Genomic DNA, 17,248 nt, shown 5'->3' with positions numbered 1-17,248 from the left:
CGAGGAATCGGCGTTACTAGTAGCGGATTTCATGAGTGTTGAACCCTTACTCTTGGCTTAAGCTCGCGGTTTGCGAGCTCCTGCCATCAAGTAAGCCGCCGACGCCGAGATTCGACTATGCCACACAGCGGATAAGACATTTCCCTTCAGAATATCCGCAGGTTGAGGGCATGTTCGACGCGCAAGACATTCCGAAATAGAATATCTGGCTACCTATATATTCTTGGTCAGAATATAGCGTTACTGACCACGCTTGATCTCGGCGAACAGCTCACGGAAGTCTCCGCCTGCACTCGCGCCGTAGGTCTGAAGCTCCTGCTCCAGCTCAGACGAGACCATCAGCAAGGACGGGCGGCTCTGACGGCCGTTCTGAAGGGCTTGGATGCCCAGGCTGGCCGCCTCGTCCACGTCACCGCGCCTCGCGGCGATCACGCCAAGGGTGAGCTGCGCCTCAGCTATGCGCATCGGCGCCAACGGAACACCCTCCGGACTTACGCTGCGCCGGATGACTTCTTCGGCGTTGCGCTGCGCGAGCCGATCCTCTCCGACGATGCGGTAGGTGTCCATCGCGTAGAAGTCCCACTTGTCGGGATCGACCACAAAATGATTTTCCGGTCGATCCGGGTACGGCAACCGGTCCAAAAGAGCACTGCCGCTGTCAAGCGCCTTGTGCACTTCCTCAACTTTGCCCATCCGCGCGAATGCCTTGGCTTGCTGCCCATAGAGCTGCACGGCAACAGAGTGAGACGGTGCAGCAAGGGCACCGGATTCAGCCACTGGAATAACGGCTCGATAATTCCCCGCCGTGAGATGGAACCAGGCCAGCATCTCATGCGCCCACCCGACGATTCCCGATTCTTCGGCTTCCTTACCGAGTTCCAATGCCATGTGTCGAGTTGCCTCAGCCGATCGGGCGTCACCTAGATCGTACTCAAGGCATCCCACCAGCAAGGCCAACATTCCGGCTTTCGTGAGAATTTCGCGATGCTGGGAAAGCGTCAGCCGATTGTTCAGCAACTCGGTCATTTTGCCGAGCCATTCCTTGCCGGTTGCCATCAACTCGCGGGCGTCCGCGTGCGCGTAGTCGCAGCACAACTGCTCGACAGTGATGTTCAGGGCATCAATCGTCGACGTATCGATCGCCGAGGCTCGAACCCGTCGCAGCAGTTCAAGTGTATCCATGCCGGTGTTGACCACGAGAAGTTCATCCCGGGCCCGAGGCGTAATCAGCCCATTGGAATCTGTGGCTGAGGCAGTTCGCCCCTTCTCCGAGTGCGGCAGCCGTAGACGGCTTTGACCCGGGAAGTCGAACCACAAAAGATGTCGAGGCAGATGCAGGGTTCGAGCGTAATTCCGAAGCGTCTCTAGGTTCTGCTCAGGCTTACCATTTTCCAACTTGCTTACTTGAGCTTGAGTAAGGCCAAGCCAGCGCCCAAGCAACTCTTGATTCAAAGCTTTGCCGAACAACTGGAGGTGACGCGGGTGATTTCGGTATGCCTTGAACACTTTTCCGATGTGCTGACTTTCAAAGGCCGCCCGAAACTCGTCCGTCTCGAAAAACTCGTTCCTCAACTGAGCGGGGGGTGTCCGAAGCTGATCGCGTTGCTCACGGTGACACTTGCTGCACAGACGCGCCGTGTTGTCGGCGGCAAGCGTCGACCCGCACCCTTGGCAGCGGCGGCCGCCAGAAGTGCCGGCCACGCGCTGCTGCGGTCCGCCGGGTGAGCTCATCGGTTCCCCTCGCCTGTTGTTGCCAACCTCCCTCTGACCAGCGTACATAGGGTTTCGGGCTCTCACCAGTGAGTGAACGGCGCCCGGGCGGAACCGTGCCGCGACCTGCTGTTATGCCGACTTCGGCATGCCGCATGCCGACAACGATATAGACCACGACCGCTGCGCACCGTGACGGTTTTGACAGGCAACGCTCCCGCCTCCGGGCGGGGACGGCCACGCCTGCCCTGACCAGCTCTCTCGACGGATCGGCGACGTGAACACATGTTCCTCACGGCATCGCTAACGACTGGCGTGGCCCGCGTCACAGCCGGAAGGCTGGAATCAATTCGGATGATCCAAGAAATTCTTACCTTGGATCATGTCGACTGGGAAACCACGATGGCCGTCGGCGATGCCGAATTTCATCGCACTAAAGACGGGCCGTACCCGAACCATCAGTTCCGAATCAGTGTACGCCCCTCGGCGGGCTTAGCAGCGCTGAACTATATGGATCACGACGACAAGACTATGCCTATCGCGAACTCATACAACCCAAAACGCCCCCTCCCAGAACTAGACCTGATCTTCAATGGATCAACGGGCGCCGTGTTTCCGCGCACCGCGATAATCCCAGTCGACGACGCGAACGAAGCCCTGATTGAATGGCTTGACTCGCGGAAAAGGCCGACTTGTATTGAGTGGCGTCCCTTTGATGCCTACTAGCGAACTCGACCGACGGAAGCGCCATCCATCATGCTGACCCTCAATGAGCCAGGAAGAAATGTCGAGACGGCGGAGCCTTCAACCAATCCGACAGGCGTGCCGCATGCTTACGGATATATGCGAGTTCCTTGCGATGTGGCGGACGAGAAAGTGTTACGACTCGAAAACCAACTTGTCGCATATACTGAGTCCCAGGGCCTTCATTTCGCAGGCTTCTTCTTTGAGTTCAATTGCGGATCACGGGAAGCCTTCGACGAGCTGGTTGACGAACTGGTTCGCACCGATTCGCATCACGTCGTTGTGCCCAGCCTCCGACATCTCGCGCAGAATAGTTTGCTACAAGACATGCTGCTCTCTCATCTCAACGTCCGGGCTGACGCTCAAGTTCACGCAATGCGCTTAAGAACCGAAATCGAGTAGTAGCTATTCCCAACCGATAGATTCAGGAAGCAATAGGGCGCCCACATGGACCAGGAAACAAAAGCGGCGGTTGATTCACTCCGCGCAGTGAGTGCTCACGCTGAAGGAATTGCGAACGCAATCATGGTCAATATGATTCCATCGGATAAAGTGCGCGATTACGCGAGTATGCTGAGGGAACTATCTGATCTTCTCGATGAATACGCTAACATGCAAGAAAAGAAGACTGCGAATGGGTAGTTCACAAGTAACGCTCGCCAATCTAATCGATAGGGTCGGTTCCCTGCTTGGGCAAGTCGCAGGCAGAATCCGGAATGGTGAACCTCACCCCGAGGAACTCCGGGAGTGCCAGGCCCTCCTCCTGGCACTGGCAGAGGTCATCGACCTCTACGCCGAGAAATTGGATCGCCCTAATTCCGGCGGCCATAGCTCGTTTCAACGACCGACCCATCCGAAATGATTAGCGCCTGGGAGTTGTTCTTCATAGCAACAGGGGCCGTCCCCCTAGTCACCATATTGACATGGGTGGCCAGTGAGTACAAATCCGGTCGCCAGCGGCGGAACTTTCTCCGGCGCCACGCCCAGTACTCCGTATCCGGCATCAAGAAACGAGTGAAGAGGGAGCTCAGAGGCAATTACGTCGATGTCACCCTTAGAACCAGAGGCCACCCAACAGCCCATGACACATCCCGATCCGGTCGATTCTCTGGACGTCTTCCACTATAAGACCGCAATCCTCACGACGACAAGAAAAAGAACGGAGTACCCCGAAGGTGATCGACAGGAACAGGCCAGCTGTTATCGTCCTTGCAGGCTGGCTGCGCGAAACTCGCGAAGCACGTGGAATCAGCCTGCGCACACTCGCGAAGCGCGTCGGAATACATCCGTCGACATTGTCTAGTATAGAGCGGGGATACCAGCTGGCAGAAATCGCTGACGTCGCACATATCGTAGGATCATTGGGCGTTCACCGCAAAAATCGACGGCGCCTGGAAGAACTTGTTTCACAGGCGAGCAGCCTTGACCTAGTGGGATACAGTCGACGCGAGGAACAATTCTTGCGTGCCGCGTACGGAGAACGAGCCACGCACATAGTGGAGTGGGCTCCCTCCATAATTCCCGAAGCGTTGCAAACTCCCGACTATGCTCGCAGCCTTGAACGGGTTGGCTTGACCAACGAAGCCGCTAACGTTGAACGTCAGATGATTCGGTCCTCACGCCAGCTTGCGCTGACAAGCGACACGAGAAGGCGGTTCACATTTTACATTGGCGAGACAGCTACCCGACCTGACGTCTGCGACGCGCACACTTTCGACTCTCAGGAAAGCCACATCGATTCCCTTGCACAGCAGGGAAATGTGACCGTGCGCCGCGTTTCGGCCGCCGCCTGCCCTCCCGGCCTGATCGAGCCGTTTACCCTGTACCTTTGTAGATCCAGCGCCATCGCTGTCGCTGTGCCACATCACCAGAACACAGTGTTCGTCACGACCGAGGCAGGACTTGACAACTATCTCAGAACCTTTCGATCACTAGTTCTTCGCGCGTCGGCGACTCCGCCCCTGACTTAGATCTCTGTAGGGGCATCTTGGCTGGTAGAGGGGCTGCTAGACTGTTGTTCGCTGACGCGTTTGGTAGTCGTCGAAGACGACGATCCAGGGCGCGATGGCGTGCGCGGCCTGCAGGTCGGCGTCCGTCTTGTGCTGGCCGTGGCGGGCCCGGTACAGCGCGAGCGTGGTCGCGTCGTCGGGGACGGCCAGGCTGCGCGGGTTGCGCTCCTGCGCCGTGCGGCCCGACTTCTTCTCGTAGATGTAGTCGCCGAGGAACAGCACCAGGTCGGGGTCGTCGGCCACGACGCCCTTGTACGCGTGGTAGTAGCCCTCCTCCCAGTGCTGGCAGGAAGTGAAGCAGTACTTGAGCTGGTTGACCGCGGCACCGGCGGCGGGCGCCGTGCGCGTCCGGCCGACCGGCGAGATGTAGCCGGAAGTCTTGAACCGGTAGAAGTACTCGCGGGCGGGCTGCAGCCCGGCGGGTTCGATGTGGACGCTGTGCGCCGACGCGCGGACCGCGCTCACCGACCCGCTCTGCACGACGGAACTGAACGCGGCGTCGTTCGCGATCTCCCAGTCGACCGCGTACGTGGCGTCCGGCATGCCGCCGAAGCCGTCGGGGTCGAGCGGTGCCGGCGCAAGCCGCGTCCACAGCACGACGCTGTCGGGCAGCGGGTCGCCGGAGGCGACGCCGAGCTGGAAGGGATCGTGGATGGCGGGCGCGGCGGCCGTGGTGCGGGCGTTCGCCCACGACGGCAGCGCCGCCGAAGCCGCGGTGGCGGTGACCGCGGCGAGCCCGCCGAGGAGCACCTTGCGCCGGTTGACCTGACCCATGGGAAAGCCCTTTCTCGTGGTGGACGCGCCTCAGGCCGCGAAGTCGGTGATGCCGTCGCTGCAGGACTGGAGGTCGGGTTTGGCCGTCGTGTAGTTCGCGACGCACACCTTGTAGAAGACCCAGCCGCCGTGCGGGACGGAGACGGCCTTGTCGGCCTTCGTGCCTTCGCCGCCGGAGTTCCAGACGTAGAACGGCCCGGCGCCGCCCTTGAGCCAGTACGCGACCACGGCCGAGTAGCCGTCGGCATTCGTGTCGTAGACCAGGAAGTGGGAGTCGGACGAGCGGTACTGCGCCTCGCCCGCGCAGGTGTCGGAACACTGGCCGCTGCCCGAGCCGACGCCGCAGTCGGGCGCGACCCGACCGTCGGAGTTCGTGAAGACGTAGGTGTCCGAGATGTACCCGCCGAGCGCGGGCACGTAGTCCCACAACGTGCCCGTGCCGTAGGTGCCGGTCACCGACGAACCGGTGGTCTGGCAGTCGATGGTGACGGCGGCGCCGTTCGCGACGGTCTTGACGGCCGTGGCGCTCGCGGTGGGCGCCCGGCGGACGTTGAGCGGGTCACCCGCGGTCTTCACGGTGCCGCTCGCCGCCGCCGACGCTTCGGCGGCACCGCCCGCCACCAGGGCGCCGACCGCGGCCAATATCGTCCCCGCACCGGCGATACGCCGGAGATTCGAACGCTTCATGGCGGCAGCTTGACGCCGGGCCGTACACGTCCCGTACAAAGCGCGCACGTGTGCGCACAGACACTCCGAACGGATCTATCCCCTGCGCCGGACGGGCCTTAGAGTCCGGGACATGGGGGAACTCATCGGGCAGGTTGAGACCACCTCGCTTACCATCCGCGTCCTCGGTCCGCTGGAGGTCACCGCCGCCGGGCGGGTGATCGCCCTCGGCGGCCCGAAGCCCCGGCTGCTGCTGGCCGCGCTGGCCCTGCAGCCCAACGTCGTCGTCTCGACCGACGTGCTGGTGGAAGTGCTGTGGCCACAGGCGGCGCCGCGGTCGGCCGCGGCGAACATCCGCACGTACGTGCATTCCCTGCGGAGACGGTTCGCCGAGATCCACCCCGATCTCGGCGAGCGGATCAGCAGCCGGGCGTCCGGCTACCTGCTGACCGCGGAACCGGCGGAACTGGACCACCTGACCTTCGCCGCGCTGGCCGGTGAAGCGCAGGAAACACTCGACGGCGGTGACGCCGAAGGTGCACTGAAACTGATGGACCGCGCCGACGCGTTGTGGCGCGGCGAAGTCCTCGAAGGACTGCCGCACGACCACAGCTGGGGCGCGACCGTCGCCCGGCTCGCCGAGCTGCGGCTGTCGGTGCAGGAACAGCGCCTCCGGGCGCGGATCGGCCTCGGCCGCTCCGGCGAGGCCATCGCCGAGCTGCGCGGGCTGGTCACCGAGCACCCACTGCGCGAGGAACTGTGGGCGCACCTGATCGTCGCGCTGCGCGCCGCGGGCCGGACCGGGGACGCGATCGAGGCGTACGAGTCGGCCGAGCGGGTCCTGCGCGAGGAACTCGACGCCGAACCGGGCGCCCGGCTGCGCGAGCTGCGCGCGACGCTGGTGCCGGAAGCCGCCGCCGTGCCGCGCCCGGCCGACGTGGCCCCGGTCTGCCAGCTGCCCCTGGACCTGCCGGACTTCACCGGCCGCGACACGCTGATCCACGACGTCGTCACCCTGCTGCAGAAGCGCGCGGACTCCGGCACGCCCGCGGTCGTCGTGCTGTCGGGCGCGCCCGGCGTCGGCAAGTCCGCGGTCGCCGTGCGGGTCGCGCACGCGGTCCGCGACGAGTTCCCCGACGGGCAACTGCACGTCGACCTGGCCGGCACGTCGTCGTCGCCGCGGGCGCCGATGAGCGTGCTCGCCGAACTGCTCCGCACGCTGGGCATCCCCGACGCGGGCTTGCCGCGGGAGCTGGCCGAGCGATCGGCGCTGCTGCGGTCGCGGCTGGCCGGGCGCCGGATGTGCGTGGTGCTCGACGACGCCGGCAGCGCGGCCCAGGTGCGGCCGCTGCTGCCCGGGGCCGGTGCCTGCGCGGTGCTGGTGACCAGCCGGCTCCGGCTGCCCGGGCTCGCCGGGGCCAAGCCGGTGGACGTCGACCTGCTGCCGGAGGCCGAGGCCGCCCGGCTGTTGGAGGGCATCGTCGGCGCCGAGCGGGTGGCGGCCGAGCCGGAGAGCGCCGCGGCGATCCTGCGCCAGTGCGGGCACCTGCCGCTGGCGATCCGGGTGGCCGGCGCGAAGCTGACCCACCGGCCGGGCTGGACGCTGCGGCTGCTGGCCGACCGGCTGGGCGACGAGCGCCGCCGGCTCGACGAGCTGCGCGTCGGCGACCTCGCCGTCCGGGCGAGCGTGACGCTGTCCTACGACCTGCTGCCGATGTCGGCGGCCACCGCCTTCCGCGGGCTGGGCCTGCTCGGGCCGGTCCAGTTCCCGGCGTGGGCGGTGGCGGCAGTGCTGGGCCGCCGGGACGCCGACGACGTGCTCGACGTGCTGGTCGACGGCCACCTCGTCGAGCTCGTCGGGTCCGATTCGGCCGGGCAGCCGCGCTACCGGCTGCACGACCTCCTGCGCGTGTACGCGGTGGAGCTGGCGGAGCGCAGTGATCCGGCGAAGACCCGGGCCGGCCTGCGGCGGGTGCTGGAGGGCTACCTCGGCCTCGCCCTCGAGGCGGCGCGCCGGATGCCACTGCACTTCTTCGGCATGTACTGCGACGACGAGCTGCCGCGCCCCGCGGTGCCCGCGGGCGTGCTGCCCGAGGACCCGGCCGAGTGGTTCGCGGCCGAGCGGCGCACCACGGTCGCCGCGGTTTCGCTGGCCGCCCAGCAGGGCTTCGACGACCTGGCGTGGCAGCTCGCGTCGGCGCTGACGCCGTACTTCGACCTGCGCGGCCCCCAGGACGATTGGCACAGCACCCACCTGATCGCCCTGGCGGCGGCCCGGCGGGCCGGCTCGGTGCGGGCGGAGGCGATCGTCCAGCGCAACCTCGGGCAGTACCTGCTCTACCAGGACGAGTACGCCGAGTCGCGGGTGGCGTTCGAGGAGTCGAAGAAACTGTTCGAGTCAATCGGCGACGCCCAGGGCGTCGGCGTCGCGCTGACCGGGCTGTCGACGATCCTGCGCATCGAAGGCGAAGACGCCCTGGCGCTCGACCACTGCCACGAGGCACTGGAACTGTTCGCGGAGGCCGACGACCCGAACAGCGAAGCGGTGGCCCGCCTCAGCGCGGGCGCGGTCTGGATGGCGCGCGGCTGCTACGCGGCGGCGAAGCGCTGGATCACCGACGCGCTGGAGCTGTCGGCCTCGATCGGCGACCGCCACCGCGAGGCCCACGCGCTCAAGAGATTGGGCCTGCTGTTCCAGCACCAGGGCAACCTGGCGGCGGCCCGCGAGCACGTCGACCGCGCGATCGCGATCTTCACCGACCTCGGCGACGACCACTGCGTGGGGTACGCGAACCAGAACCTGGGCGAGCTGTGCCTCCACAGCGGGGATTTCGCGCACGCGCAGCTGTTGCTGGTGAACTCCCTGGCGGTGCACCGCCGCAACGGCGACCGCCGGTCGGAGGCGGAGGTGTCGCAACTGCTCGGGGAACTGCACCGGGCACTGGCGCAGCCGGAGCGGTCACGGGATTATTCGGAGCGGGCGCTGGCGATCTGGCGGGAGCTTTCGACGCGGCCGAAGGAAGAGGTGCCCGTGGCCGAGGTGCGGCCGCACATCGTTTCCGCCTGACGCACACCCGGCGAAACCACCGTTCCGGAAGCCGCCGGTGGCCTAAGATCCCGCCGTGACTTCGACGTCCCGGCGCGGGCAGACCACCGGACTCCGGTCGATCAGGGGACACATCGTCGCGGTAGTCCTGATCGGTCTCGGCGTCTTCGCGGCCGCGACCGTGCTGCTGTGGCTGGCGCTGGGCCTGCCGTCCGCACCCGGCCCCGACACCCGGCTGAACGTCATCAAGATCGCCTTGTCGGTCGTGGCGGGCGTCGGCGGGGTGGTGGCGCTGGTCGTCGCCTACCGCAAGCAGCGGATCGGCGAGGTGGCCGAAGCACGCGAGCGCGTCAAAGTCCTGAACGACCGCTTCGCGAGCGCGTGCGCCCAGATCGGCCACGACAAGCCGGCCGTCCGGCTCGCCGGGTTGTACGCCATGGCCAGCCTCGCCGACGAGTGGGCCGAGCAGCGCCAGGTGTGCATCGACGTGCTGTGCGCGTACCTGCGCATCCCGTACGAACCCGCGCTGGATTCGCCGTGGTACCACGACGAAGAGTCCGAAGTGCGCTTCTCGGTCACGAGCGTGATCAGCGACCACCTCCGCCCGGGCGCGCCGGTCAGCTGGCAGGGCCACGAGTTCAACCTGTTGCGGGTCATCCTCCGGTCGGCGGACTTCGCGGACATCCAGGTGCCCGCGGGCCGGCTCCTGTTCAGCCTGGCCCGGTTCCCCGCCGGCTGGACGTCGTTCGACGGGATGCACGTCTGCGGCGGCGAGGTCTGGTTCGGCGGCGCGGATTTCCGCGGCGGACGGGTCACCTTCGACAACGCCGAGTTCAGCGGCGGCCGCGTCCAGTTCGACGGCGCCGCCTTCACGGGTGGCGAAGTGACCTTCCGCGGCGCCAGGTTCACCGGCGGCGAAGTCGACCTTTCCCGGGCCAGTCCCGATGACTACACCACTCCCCCCGTGTTCGATCCGTGGGAGACCCCGCCACCAGGACTTCTGTTGCCCGCCACCTGACGCACAATTCTCCTTGTACGGATCATGTACGCCGTCCGGTCAGTCTTCTCACACCTTCGAGTGAACAGGTGTGAGAGGAGAACCGGGGATGATCCGGATCAAGATGACCGGCCGCGTGACCGCGGCGGTTCTGGCCGCCGGGGCGCTGACGGCGCTGGCCGGAGGCCCCGCCCAGGCCGCGACGGCGCCGACGGGAAACACCGGCTGGACCGCCGATTTGTCCAGTGTGGACAACGATGACGTCAACGTCACCGGCGCGGGCGGAACGCTGACGCTGGCCGACGCCGCGTGGCACAGAACCGAGCGGGTGTTCGCCGGCAGCGAGGGCAGCCTGACCACCGCCGTGCACAAGCTCGGCTCGGCGGCGAACCGCGTCAGCGCCGCACTTTCCGCCGACACCCCCCGGGGCAGCTCGGTCGACGTCGACGTCCGCGGCCGGACCGGCGCGAACGACTGGACCGAGTGGACGCCCGCCGGGACCGCGCTGAAGAGCGCCGTCAGCGAGGTGCAGGTGCGGATCAGCCTGCACAGCACCACCGACGGCGTGCGGCCGTCGGTCAAGAGTGTCGCGCTGAGCGCCGACAGCGTCCCGCAGGCGAACGCGCTGGCCGCGACGACCGCGCTCACGTACAAGATCTACGCCACCCGTGAGGGCCTGACCGGCCAGACGACCGCCAACGGCCACGTCATCACCAGCCGCGACCACTTCGTCGCGCTGCCGTCGGGGCGCGCCCTGGCCGGCAAGGGCAGCGGCACCTACACCGTGCGCGTCTGCAAGACCGACGGCAGCCGGTGCGAGTACGCGCCGGTGTGGGACGTGGGCCCGTGGAACACCAAGGACGACTACTGGAGCCCGGCGTCGGTGCGCGCCGAGTACAAGGACCTCCCGCAGGGCCAGCCCGAGGCGTACGCGGCCTACCACAACGGCTACAACGGCGGTAAGGACGACCTCGGCTACAAGGTCGGCAACCCGGCCGGCATCGACCTCGGCGACGGCGTCTTCTACGACGGGCTCGGCATGTCCGACAACGGCAACGTCAACGTCACCTACCTGTGGACCGGCTCCAGCCCGACCGGTGTCGTCAGCACCGCCGGCGACCCGATGAACGTCCGGGCGAGCGCCAGCACCTCGGCCGCCGTCAAGGGCCTCGCGGCGAACTACGCCAAGGTGAACATCGAGTGCTACGTCGAGGGTGACACGGTCGCCGGCAAGTTCGGCACCACGAACATCTGGGACCGGATCGGTCCGGACAACTACGTCTCGGACACCTACCTCCAGACCGGTTCGGACGGCCCCGTCGCCCCGCACTGCTGAGTTCCCGCCCGATCGTCGCGTGGTTGACTGCCCTCACCCCCGCGACCCGCGAAGGCCCGGTGTCCCCCGCCGGGCCTTCGCCCTTTTCCGGAACCATTCCGCTCACCGGCACACAATTCACAACCGTGAACGAGAGTCCGCCGGGTGTACAAGCGCCCGCCGGTCGTGCAAAAATTCCGAGCACTTCCCTTCCCCACGGAAATCACGGAATGGCGGGCACCTGTGAGCGTTTCCCGGAGAACCCTGCTGACCACCGCGGCCGGCGCCGCGGTGGCGGTGGGCGCCAGCACCCCGACGGCCGCTTCCGCGGCCACCCCCGATGCTTCCGACCAGGCATCGGCCACCCGGACGCTCCGCCAAGCGGCCGATTACGCGGTGGCCAAGCTCCGCGCGGTGGCCCCCGGTGTCACCGGGTTTCCGGTCGGCACGAAGTTCGAGAAATGGACCTATTCGCAGAACGGCGACTGGGTCGGCGGATTCTGGCCCGGCCAGTTGTGGCTGGCCTGGCTGTACAGCGGCGAGGAACAATTCAAGACCCTCGCGCTGGCTTCCGCGGAGAAACTCGCGCCGCGCCAGAACGACACGAGCACGCACGACCTCGGCTTCCTCTTCTACCCCTCGTGGGTGACCGCCTGGCGGCTCACCGGCGACGAGAAGTGGCGGGCGGGCGCGGTGCAGGCCGCGTCGTCGCTGAGCAAGCGCTTCAACCCCGCGGGCGGCTTCATCCGCGCCTGGGGTGCGCTCGGCGATCCGAACAACGCGGGCCGCGTCATCATGGACACGATGATGAACCTGGACCTGCTGGCGTTCGCGAGCCGGCAGACCCAGGACCCGAAGTACCTGGAGATCGCGGTCGCGCACGCGAAGACGGCGCAGCGCACCTTCGTCCGCCCCGACGGGTCGACGCCGCACGTGTTCGACTTCGACCCGGTCACCGGCGCGCCGATCGGGCCGAACACGGTGCAGGGCTACAGCCCCGCGTCGTGCTGGGCGCGCGGGCAGGCGTGGGGCGTCTACGGGTTCACGACGATCCACCGGCGCACCGGCGACGCGGAGTTCCTGACCACGGCCCGCCGGCTCGCGGACTTCGCGCTGTCCCGGCTGACCCCTGACAACGTGCCGGTGTGGGACTACCTGGCCCCGCAGGCGCCGAACGACGTCAAGGACGCCTCCGCGGGCGTGATCATGGCGTGCGGCCTGCTGGACCTCGCCGAGCTGACGCACTGCGCCCGCTACCGGGAGAGTGCACTGCGGATCCTCACGGCGGTGTCGCGGACGTGCCTGACCACGAAGTCCACCCGGGCCGAAGCGAGCGTCGCGCGCTGCACCCGCAACCGGCCGGCCGAGGACGGCATCGAGGTATCACTCCCCTATGCGGACTACTACCTGCTGGAAGGCATCCTGCGGGTGCTCGACCGGCGCGGGATGGACCGCGCGATCGACCTTTCGAGCGTCTAGCGGTGCCCGGGGAGGCCGCCACCTCCCCGGACGCTGCTTCAGTGGTGGTGCGCGTGCACCTTGGCGTGGCCGAGGCCGCGCCCGATCATCCACTTGTTGACCGGCACCGTGACGACGAACGCGATCGCCAGCGAGAGCGCCAGCGACAGCCAGAACAGGAAGCTGGCCAGCCCGGCGTCCATCGCCCCGGGAATCGCCACCACCACCGTGTTGTCGATCAGTTCCATGACGGCGATCGACACGGTGTCCGCGGCCAGCGCGACCTTGAACGCCGCCGCCGCGCCGAGCCCCGACTTCAGCACGCCCCGCATGGTCAGGCCGTAGCCGAAGACGAAGGCCAGCACGATCGACAGGACCACGGTCGCCGCGTTGTGCAGGCCGAACGCCGTGCCCAGCACCATGCCGAGCACCTCACCGATGGCACAGCCGGTCAGGCAGTGCAGGGTCGCCTGGATCGCTGTCGCCCACGAAGCTCCGTGCTGTTCGTTCATGCCGGCCACTATACCCCTGGGGGGTACTAAGCGCGAGTTTCGCGCGTCACAAGTGGACGCCCGGCACCAGCGGCCGATGCTCGGACACGGAAGGGCGGTCCGCAGTAGCTCTGCGTGACAAACGCGGCCGACCAGGCGATCTTCCACGGGAAACGCCCGCAGCAGAACTCACTTCCGTAACCCTTTGCGCACATCCCGTTGACCACAGTTACGCGGGGCCCTACGTTCGCCCTTGGTCTTCACCGTGCGCAGACCGATCGAACGCAGTGAGGAATGGGTGGGGATGCGAGGGCCGACGAAGACCTTCCGGCTGGTCGCGATGGTGCCGCTGGTCGCGGCGCTCGCGCTCGGGGGCTGCTCGGACCAGCTGGGCAACGCGCCCGCGGCGTCGCCGACCCGGATCGAGTTCGTGCCCAAGGTGCGCGGGATCCCGTACTTCGAGGCGATGGACACCGGCGGCCTCGAGGCGGCGAAGCAGCTGGGCGTGGTCTGGCACACGACCGGGCCGTCGACCGTCGACCCGGCCGCGCAGGTGACGATCCTGCGTGACCTGATCGCCAAGAAGGTCGACGTCATCGTGGTGGCGCCCAACGACCCGGCCGCGCTCGCGCCGGTGATCGCCGAGGCCCGGGCGAAGGGCATCCACGTGCTCACTTCGGACACCGACGCGCCGGGCACGCAGCGCGAGGTGTTCGTCAACCAGGCCAGCGCGCAGGGCATCGGCACCGCGCTCGTCGACGCGCTGATGGCGAAGACCGGCGGCACCGGCCAGTACGCGATCGTCTCCTGCGGACCGGCCGCGGCGAACCTCAACAGCTGGATCGCCGTCCAGAAGGGATACGCGGCCGAGCGCTACCCGAAGGCGCAGCTCGTCGAGACCGTGTACGCGGGCGAAGACGAAGACACCGCGACAGCGCTGGCCAAGCAGCTCATGGCCGGCCACCCCGCGCTGACCGGGCTGGTCGGCGAGTGCACGACGTCCGCGCCCGGCGTCGCGAAGGCCGTGGGCGACCAGCAGAAGATCGGCCAGGTGTTCACCGTCGGCGTCGGCACGCCGCAGGCCATCAAGCCGTTCCTGCTCGACGGCTCCTGCTCGCAGTCGGTGCTGTGGAACGTCGAGTCGCTGGGCTACCTGACCGCGTGGACGGCGAAGCAGGTCGCCGACGGCAAGCCGCTGAACCCGGTCAACAAGGTGAGCCTCGAGCTGCCGGCGGTGAAGTACGACGCCCCGTCGAAGACCGTCCTGCTGGGCGATCCGCTGCTCATCACCGCCGACAACGTCGACCAGTTCAAGTACTGACCACCGCCGGTCAGCGGTGCCGTCGCCCGTGGGCGGCCGCCGCACCCCCGCCGAGCACGAGGATCAGCGCCGTCAGGCCCCAGCGGCGTTGCTGCTGCGTCCGGTGCCCGGTGTCCGAGGTGACTATCTCGGCCTTCTTCGTCGGAGGCGCGTGAGGTGACGGCGACGGCGGTGGTGGCGGAGGCGGCGGCTCCGGAGTGGACGGCGTCGGCTTGACCACCGGCGTCGGCGTGGGTACCGGCGACGGCGGCAGGACGACCGGCTGCTCCACCGGCGGCGGCTGCGGCGGTGGCGGCGGCTCGGGGGGCGGCGTCGGCGTCGGCGGGGGCGGATTGGGGGACGGCGAAGGCACCGGGGACGTCGAGGGCGGCGTCGACGTCGGCGGGGGCGGCGGCGGTGGAGGGGGAGCCTCGGCGTAGCACCCGGCCGCGTCGCCGCTCACCAGCGGCGGCCCCGACGCGACCTCGGCGGCCTGGTCAGAGCCGTCGCGCGGGAGGCGGAAGGTGACGCTGCGCTGCCCGTACCGGTTGGCCGTGGCGTAGATCGCCCCGGGAGCGAGCACCACCGATCCGTACGCGGTGCCGCCGGGGAACCCGAGCCCGGGCACCACCGCGACCTTCCCGGTCGCCGGGTCGAGCGTGACCACCGGGCTGTCGCCGTGCGAGCTCCCCGAGACGCCGTAGAGCAGGCCGTCCGCCGGGTCGAAGGCGAAGTCGTCGACGCCGACGGCGAGCGACACCGGGCGCAGCGGCGTCCGGTGCACGACCCGCAGGTAGTCCACGCCGGCCGGGTCGATGTCCACTGTGTACAGATCGCTGCCCTGCCGCACGTACCAGCGGTCGCCGTCGATCGCGCCCGCGGTGGCCCCGGTGACCAGGCTCCACACCGGACGCCGGGCGCCCGCGCGGCCGATCACGCCGAGGTCGGTGACCGCGCCGGCGGCGTCGATCCGCACCGCGTGCGCGCCGTGGCCGTACCGGCCGGCGCGGGTGCCGTCGGCGACGCCGTAGACCACGCCCTGCGCGGCGGAGTAGCCCATCGCGTTGATCCAGTACCCCGCCTGGGTCACCCGCCGGGTGGTCCCGCCGGGCAGGGACAGCAGCCGCAGCGTCGTCGGCGCGCCCTCGCGTTCGTTCTCCGCCTGCAGGATCGTGCAGCCGTCCGGTGCCCGGGCCGGGCGCCGGGCCGACGGCGGCGCGAGCCAGCCCGTCGCCGCCAGCAGCGCCGAAACCGCCGCGGCCACCCCGAGCATCGCCGCCCAGCGGACCGGGGCGCCGGTCAAGCCAGCCTGGCCAGCGCCGAGGTGAACGCCTCGGGAGGCACGCTCACGCCGCCGCTGAACGGGTTCTGCAGCTGGTAGATGGCGAACAGCAGCAACGTGATCGTGCCGGCCAGGGTGGACACGATGATGATGTGCGCGGCGAGCCGGGTGCCGCCGAAGAGGTTGGGCAGCAGGATCGCGGTGACCAAGCTGCCGAGGATCAGGGCGAACCAGACGACCGCGCCGACGCCGCCCGCTCCCGAATGGGCGAGCCGCTGCTGGCGGGCCTGGTAGACCGACCAGAGCTGGTTGCTCGCCTCGGTCTTGCGGTCCAGCAGCCAGTCGTCGTCGGCCGGGGCGGCCGCCACCGCCTCGCGCATCCGGTCGAGCTGCGTCGCGCCGGTGGCGGGCACCTCGCCGCCGTCGGCCAGGCGCGGCCACTCCTGCTCCTCGACCGTCCGGGCGTAGGCGGCGGCGAGCTGGTGCATCCGGTCCTTCGTCTCGGCCGGCAGCGCGTCGGCCGCCCAGGTGGCCGCGACGAGGCTGTCGGCCTCGGTCTGCGCGTTCTGGCTCGCTTCGCTGACCGAGTCGTACAGCGAGATGAGGACGAAGGCGACGAGGACCGCGTGCAGGCCGCCGACGATCGTGAACACCTGGCCCGCCGCGTCGTTGTTGTCGGCCCGGCCTTCGTCCCAGCCGAACCGGCGCACCAGGTAGGCGATCACGCCCGCAACCAGGGCCGCGCCGGCCACCCAGAGACTGCCGGCCACGAAGATGTTCATCCGGGTCCTTTCACCCGCGGTGCGCGCGGGAAGTGCCACCCGGCCATTCCGCCGCCGGGGAACGCCCAAGTTAGCACCCATTTCCAGCGAGGCAACCGGCAATTGCCGAATTCATCCTGGTGGCCGCGGAACGACCGCGGAGATCGCCGGTTCGGCCCAGTTCCGGCACTGCGGGCCCGCTTCCGCCACACCCCCCGCTACCACGGATTACGCGCCCGGGGCGCGATCTTCACGACCGGGTGACGACCGGGGACAGCGGGTGACCACGAGGTCCCGGAATGATCAAGCCACGCGTCGGCGGATATCCCGGTGACCCGATCGTGTCATTGTGCGGCCCCGCCCGGTTGCTATGTTGATTTCGCGGCGCCGCGAAACCGCGCGCATATCGAGAAATAGCACGTCATGACCGGCGCGTCCGCGGGGCGGGCGCGTGCCGACGCGATTGAATGGGTGGTTTTCGCTGTGACTGTCACCGACCCGGTGGATGCCGTGGACACCGACGAACGAGCCCCCTCGAGCCTGAGCCGGGCCGCGGCCCGCACCCTGACCACCACCACCAAATCCGTCCCCCAGATGCAAGGCATCTCCAGCCGCTGGCTGCTCAAACTCCTCCCCTGGGTCGAAGTCTCCGGCGGGGCCTACCGCGTCAACCGCCGCCTCTCCTACTCCGTCGG

Annotated in this window: 14 protein-coding genes and 2 pseudogenes; 10 read left to right on the top strand and 6 right to left on the bottom strand. The window is 68.0% G+C overall.

What is annotated here, in order from left to right; all coding sequences use genetic code 11:
* Positions 1–240: 240 nt before the first annotated feature.
* Positions 241–1,197 carry a hypothetical protein gene (locus AB0M93_RS14480; RefSeq protein WP_364274391.1) on the bottom strand — a complete coding sequence of 319 codons (957 nt, stop codon included), beginning with the start codon at positions 1,195–1,197 and terminating at the stop codon, positions 241–243.
* Between the two features lie 207 nt (positions 1,198–1,404).
* Here AB0M93_RS14480 and AB0M93_RS14475 point away from each other — a divergent pair, with 207 nt between their 5' ends.
* The 4 genes from AB0M93_RS14475 (at position 1,405) to AB0M93_RS14460 (ending at position 4,424) form a co-directional block, all read left to right on the top strand.
* Positions 1,405–1,725: a hypothetical protein gene (locus tag AB0M93_RS14475; RefSeq protein WP_364274388.1), complete on the top strand. Its 321-nt coding sequence runs from the start codon at positions 1,405–1,407 to the stop codon at positions 1,723–1,725.
* A gap of 270 nt (positions 1,726–1,995) precedes the next feature.
* The gene (locus tag AB0M93_RS14470) at positions 1,996–2,436 is read left to right on the top strand and encodes an Imm1 family immunity protein (protein WP_364272972.1); all 441 of its coding nucleotides are present in this window, start codon (positions 1,996–1,998) and stop codon (positions 2,434–2,436) included.
* A gap of 30 nt (positions 2,437–2,466) precedes the next feature.
* Complete coding sequence (locus AB0M93_RS14465) at positions 2,467–2,856, top strand: hypothetical protein (protein WP_364272969.1); 390 nt, start codon at positions 2,467–2,469, stop codon at positions 2,854–2,856.
* 773 nt (positions 2,857–3,629) lie between these two features.
* Positions 3,630–4,424: a Scr1 family TA system antitoxin-like transcriptional regulator gene (locus AB0M93_RS14460; protein ID WP_364272966.1), complete on the top strand. Its 795-nt coding sequence runs from the start codon at positions 3,630–3,632 to the stop codon at positions 4,422–4,424.
* A 60-nt stretch (positions 4,425–4,484) separates the two neighbouring features.
* Here the strand turns inward: AB0M93_RS14460 and AB0M93_RS14455 are convergent.
* Positions 4,485–5,237: pseudogene (locus AB0M93_RS14455) on the bottom strand (PhoD-like phosphatase N-terminal domain-containing protein); the annotation flags it as partial.
* Positions 5,238–5,267: 30 nt separating this feature from the next.
* The gene (locus AB0M93_RS14450; protein ID WP_364272963.1) at positions 5,268–5,924 is read right to left on the bottom strand and encodes a hypothetical protein; all 657 of its coding nucleotides are present in this window, start codon (positions 5,922–5,924) and stop codon (positions 5,268–5,270) included.
* Between the two features lie 112 nt (positions 5,925–6,036).
* On the opposite strand from AB0M93_RS14450, the gene AB0M93_RS14445 reads away from it, so the two are divergent.
* From AB0M93_RS14445 to AB0M93_RS14430, 4 genes are all read left to right on the top strand, one after another.
* Entirely contained in the window at positions 6,037–8,970 is a 2,934-nt protein-coding gene (locus AB0M93_RS14445; protein ID WP_364272960.1) for a BTAD domain-containing putative transcriptional regulator, read from the top strand.
* Positions 8,971–9,025: 55 nt separating this feature from the next.
* Positions 9,026–9,967: a pentapeptide repeat-containing protein gene (locus AB0M93_RS14440; protein ID WP_364272957.1), complete on the top strand. Its 942-nt coding sequence runs from the start codon at positions 9,026–9,028 to the stop codon at positions 9,965–9,967.
* Between the two features lie 88 nt (positions 9,968–10,055).
* Positions 10,056–11,282, top strand: a complete 1,227-nt coding sequence (locus AB0M93_RS14435; protein WP_364272954.1) for a hypothetical protein — start codon at positions 10,056–10,058, stop codon at positions 11,280–11,282.
* A 222-nt stretch (positions 11,283–11,504) separates the two neighbouring features.
* Positions 11,505–12,740 carry a glucuronyl hydrolase gene (locus AB0M93_RS14430; protein WP_364272951.1) on the top strand — a complete coding sequence of 412 codons (1,236 nt, stop codon included), beginning with the start codon at positions 11,505–11,507 and terminating at the stop codon, positions 12,738–12,740.
* A gap of 38 nt (positions 12,741–12,778) precedes the next feature.
* Here the strand turns inward: AB0M93_RS14430 and AB0M93_RS14425 are convergent, their stop codons facing one another.
* Positions 12,779–13,231, bottom strand: coding sequence for a DUF4396 domain-containing protein (locus tag AB0M93_RS14425; RefSeq protein ID WP_364272948.1), 453 nt, complete (start codon positions 13,229–13,231; stop codon positions 12,779–12,781).
* A gap of 283 nt (positions 13,232–13,514) precedes the next feature.
* Between AB0M93_RS14425 and AB0M93_RS14420 the strand changes: the two genes are divergently transcribed.
* On the top strand, positions 13,515–14,531 hold the full coding sequence (locus AB0M93_RS14420) for an autoinducer 2 ABC transporter substrate-binding protein (RefSeq protein ID WP_364272945.1): 1,017 nt from the start codon (positions 13,515–13,517) through the stop codon (positions 14,529–14,531).
* A 10-nt stretch (positions 14,532–14,541) separates the two neighbouring features.
* On the opposite strand, the gene AB0M93_RS14415 is transcribed toward AB0M93_RS14420, so the two are convergent.
* Together AB0M93_RS14415 and AB0M93_RS14410 are read right to left on the bottom strand one after the other, a co-directional pair.
* The gene (locus tag AB0M93_RS14415) at positions 14,542–15,813 is read right to left on the bottom strand and encodes a hypothetical protein (RefSeq protein ID WP_364272942.1); all 1,272 of its coding nucleotides are present in this window, start codon (positions 15,811–15,813) and stop codon (positions 14,542–14,544) included.
* Positions 15,810–16,574, bottom strand: a complete 765-nt coding sequence (locus tag AB0M93_RS14410; protein ID WP_364272939.1) for a hypothetical protein — start codon at positions 16,572–16,574, stop codon at positions 15,810–15,812. Before AB0M93_RS14410 ends, AB0M93_RS14415 begins: the two co-directional genes overlap by 4 nt.
* A 402-nt stretch (positions 16,575–16,976) precedes the next feature.
* Here AB0M93_RS14410 and AB0M93_RS14405 point away from each other — a divergent pair.
* Positions 16,977–17,248: pseudogene (locus tag AB0M93_RS14405) on the top strand (Crp/Fnr family transcriptional regulator); the annotation flags it as partial.

This window comes from Amycolatopsis sp. NPDC051102 (assembly GCF_040682815.1).
Classification (GTDB): domain Bacteria; phylum Actinomycetota; class Actinomycetes; order Mycobacteriales; family Pseudonocardiaceae; genus Amycolatopsis.
This window is presented reverse-complemented; position numbering and strand designations above follow the sequence as displayed.

What these genes read in the sequence shown, in the direction of transcription:
- AB0M93_RS14470 (WP_364272972.1), top strand. Translation starts at nt 1,996, where the DNA reads ATGTTCCTCACGGCATCGCTAACGACTGGCGTGGCCCGCGTCACAGCC.
- AB0M93_RS14465 (WP_364272969.1), top strand. Translation starts at nt 2,467, where the DNA reads ATGCTGACCCTCAATGAGCCAGGAAGAAATGTCGAGACGGCGGAGCCT.
- AB0M93_RS14450 (WP_364272963.1), bottom strand. Translation starts at nt 5,924, where the DNA reads ATGAAGCGTTCGAATCTCCGGCGTATCGCCGGTGCGGGGACGATATTG.
- AB0M93_RS14445 (WP_364272960.1), top strand. Translation starts at nt 6,037, where the DNA reads ATGGGGGAACTCATCGGGCAGGTTGAGACCACCTCGCTTACCATCCGC.
- AB0M93_RS14435 (WP_364272954.1), top strand. Translation starts at nt 10,056, where the DNA reads ATGATCCGGATCAAGATGACCGGCCGCGTGACCGCGGCGGTTCTGGCC.
- AB0M93_RS14425 (WP_364272948.1), bottom strand. Translation starts at nt 13,231, where the DNA reads ATGAACGAACAGCACGGAGCTTCGTGGGCGACAGCGATCCAGGCGACC.
- AB0M93_RS14420 (WP_364272945.1), top strand. Translation starts at nt 13,515, where the DNA reads ATGCGAGGGCCGACGAAGACCTTCCGGCTGGTCGCGATGGTGCCGCTG.
- AB0M93_RS14410 (WP_364272939.1), bottom strand. Translation starts at nt 16,574, where the DNA reads ATGAACATCTTCGTGGCCGGCAGTCTCTGGGTGGCCGGCGCGGCCCTG.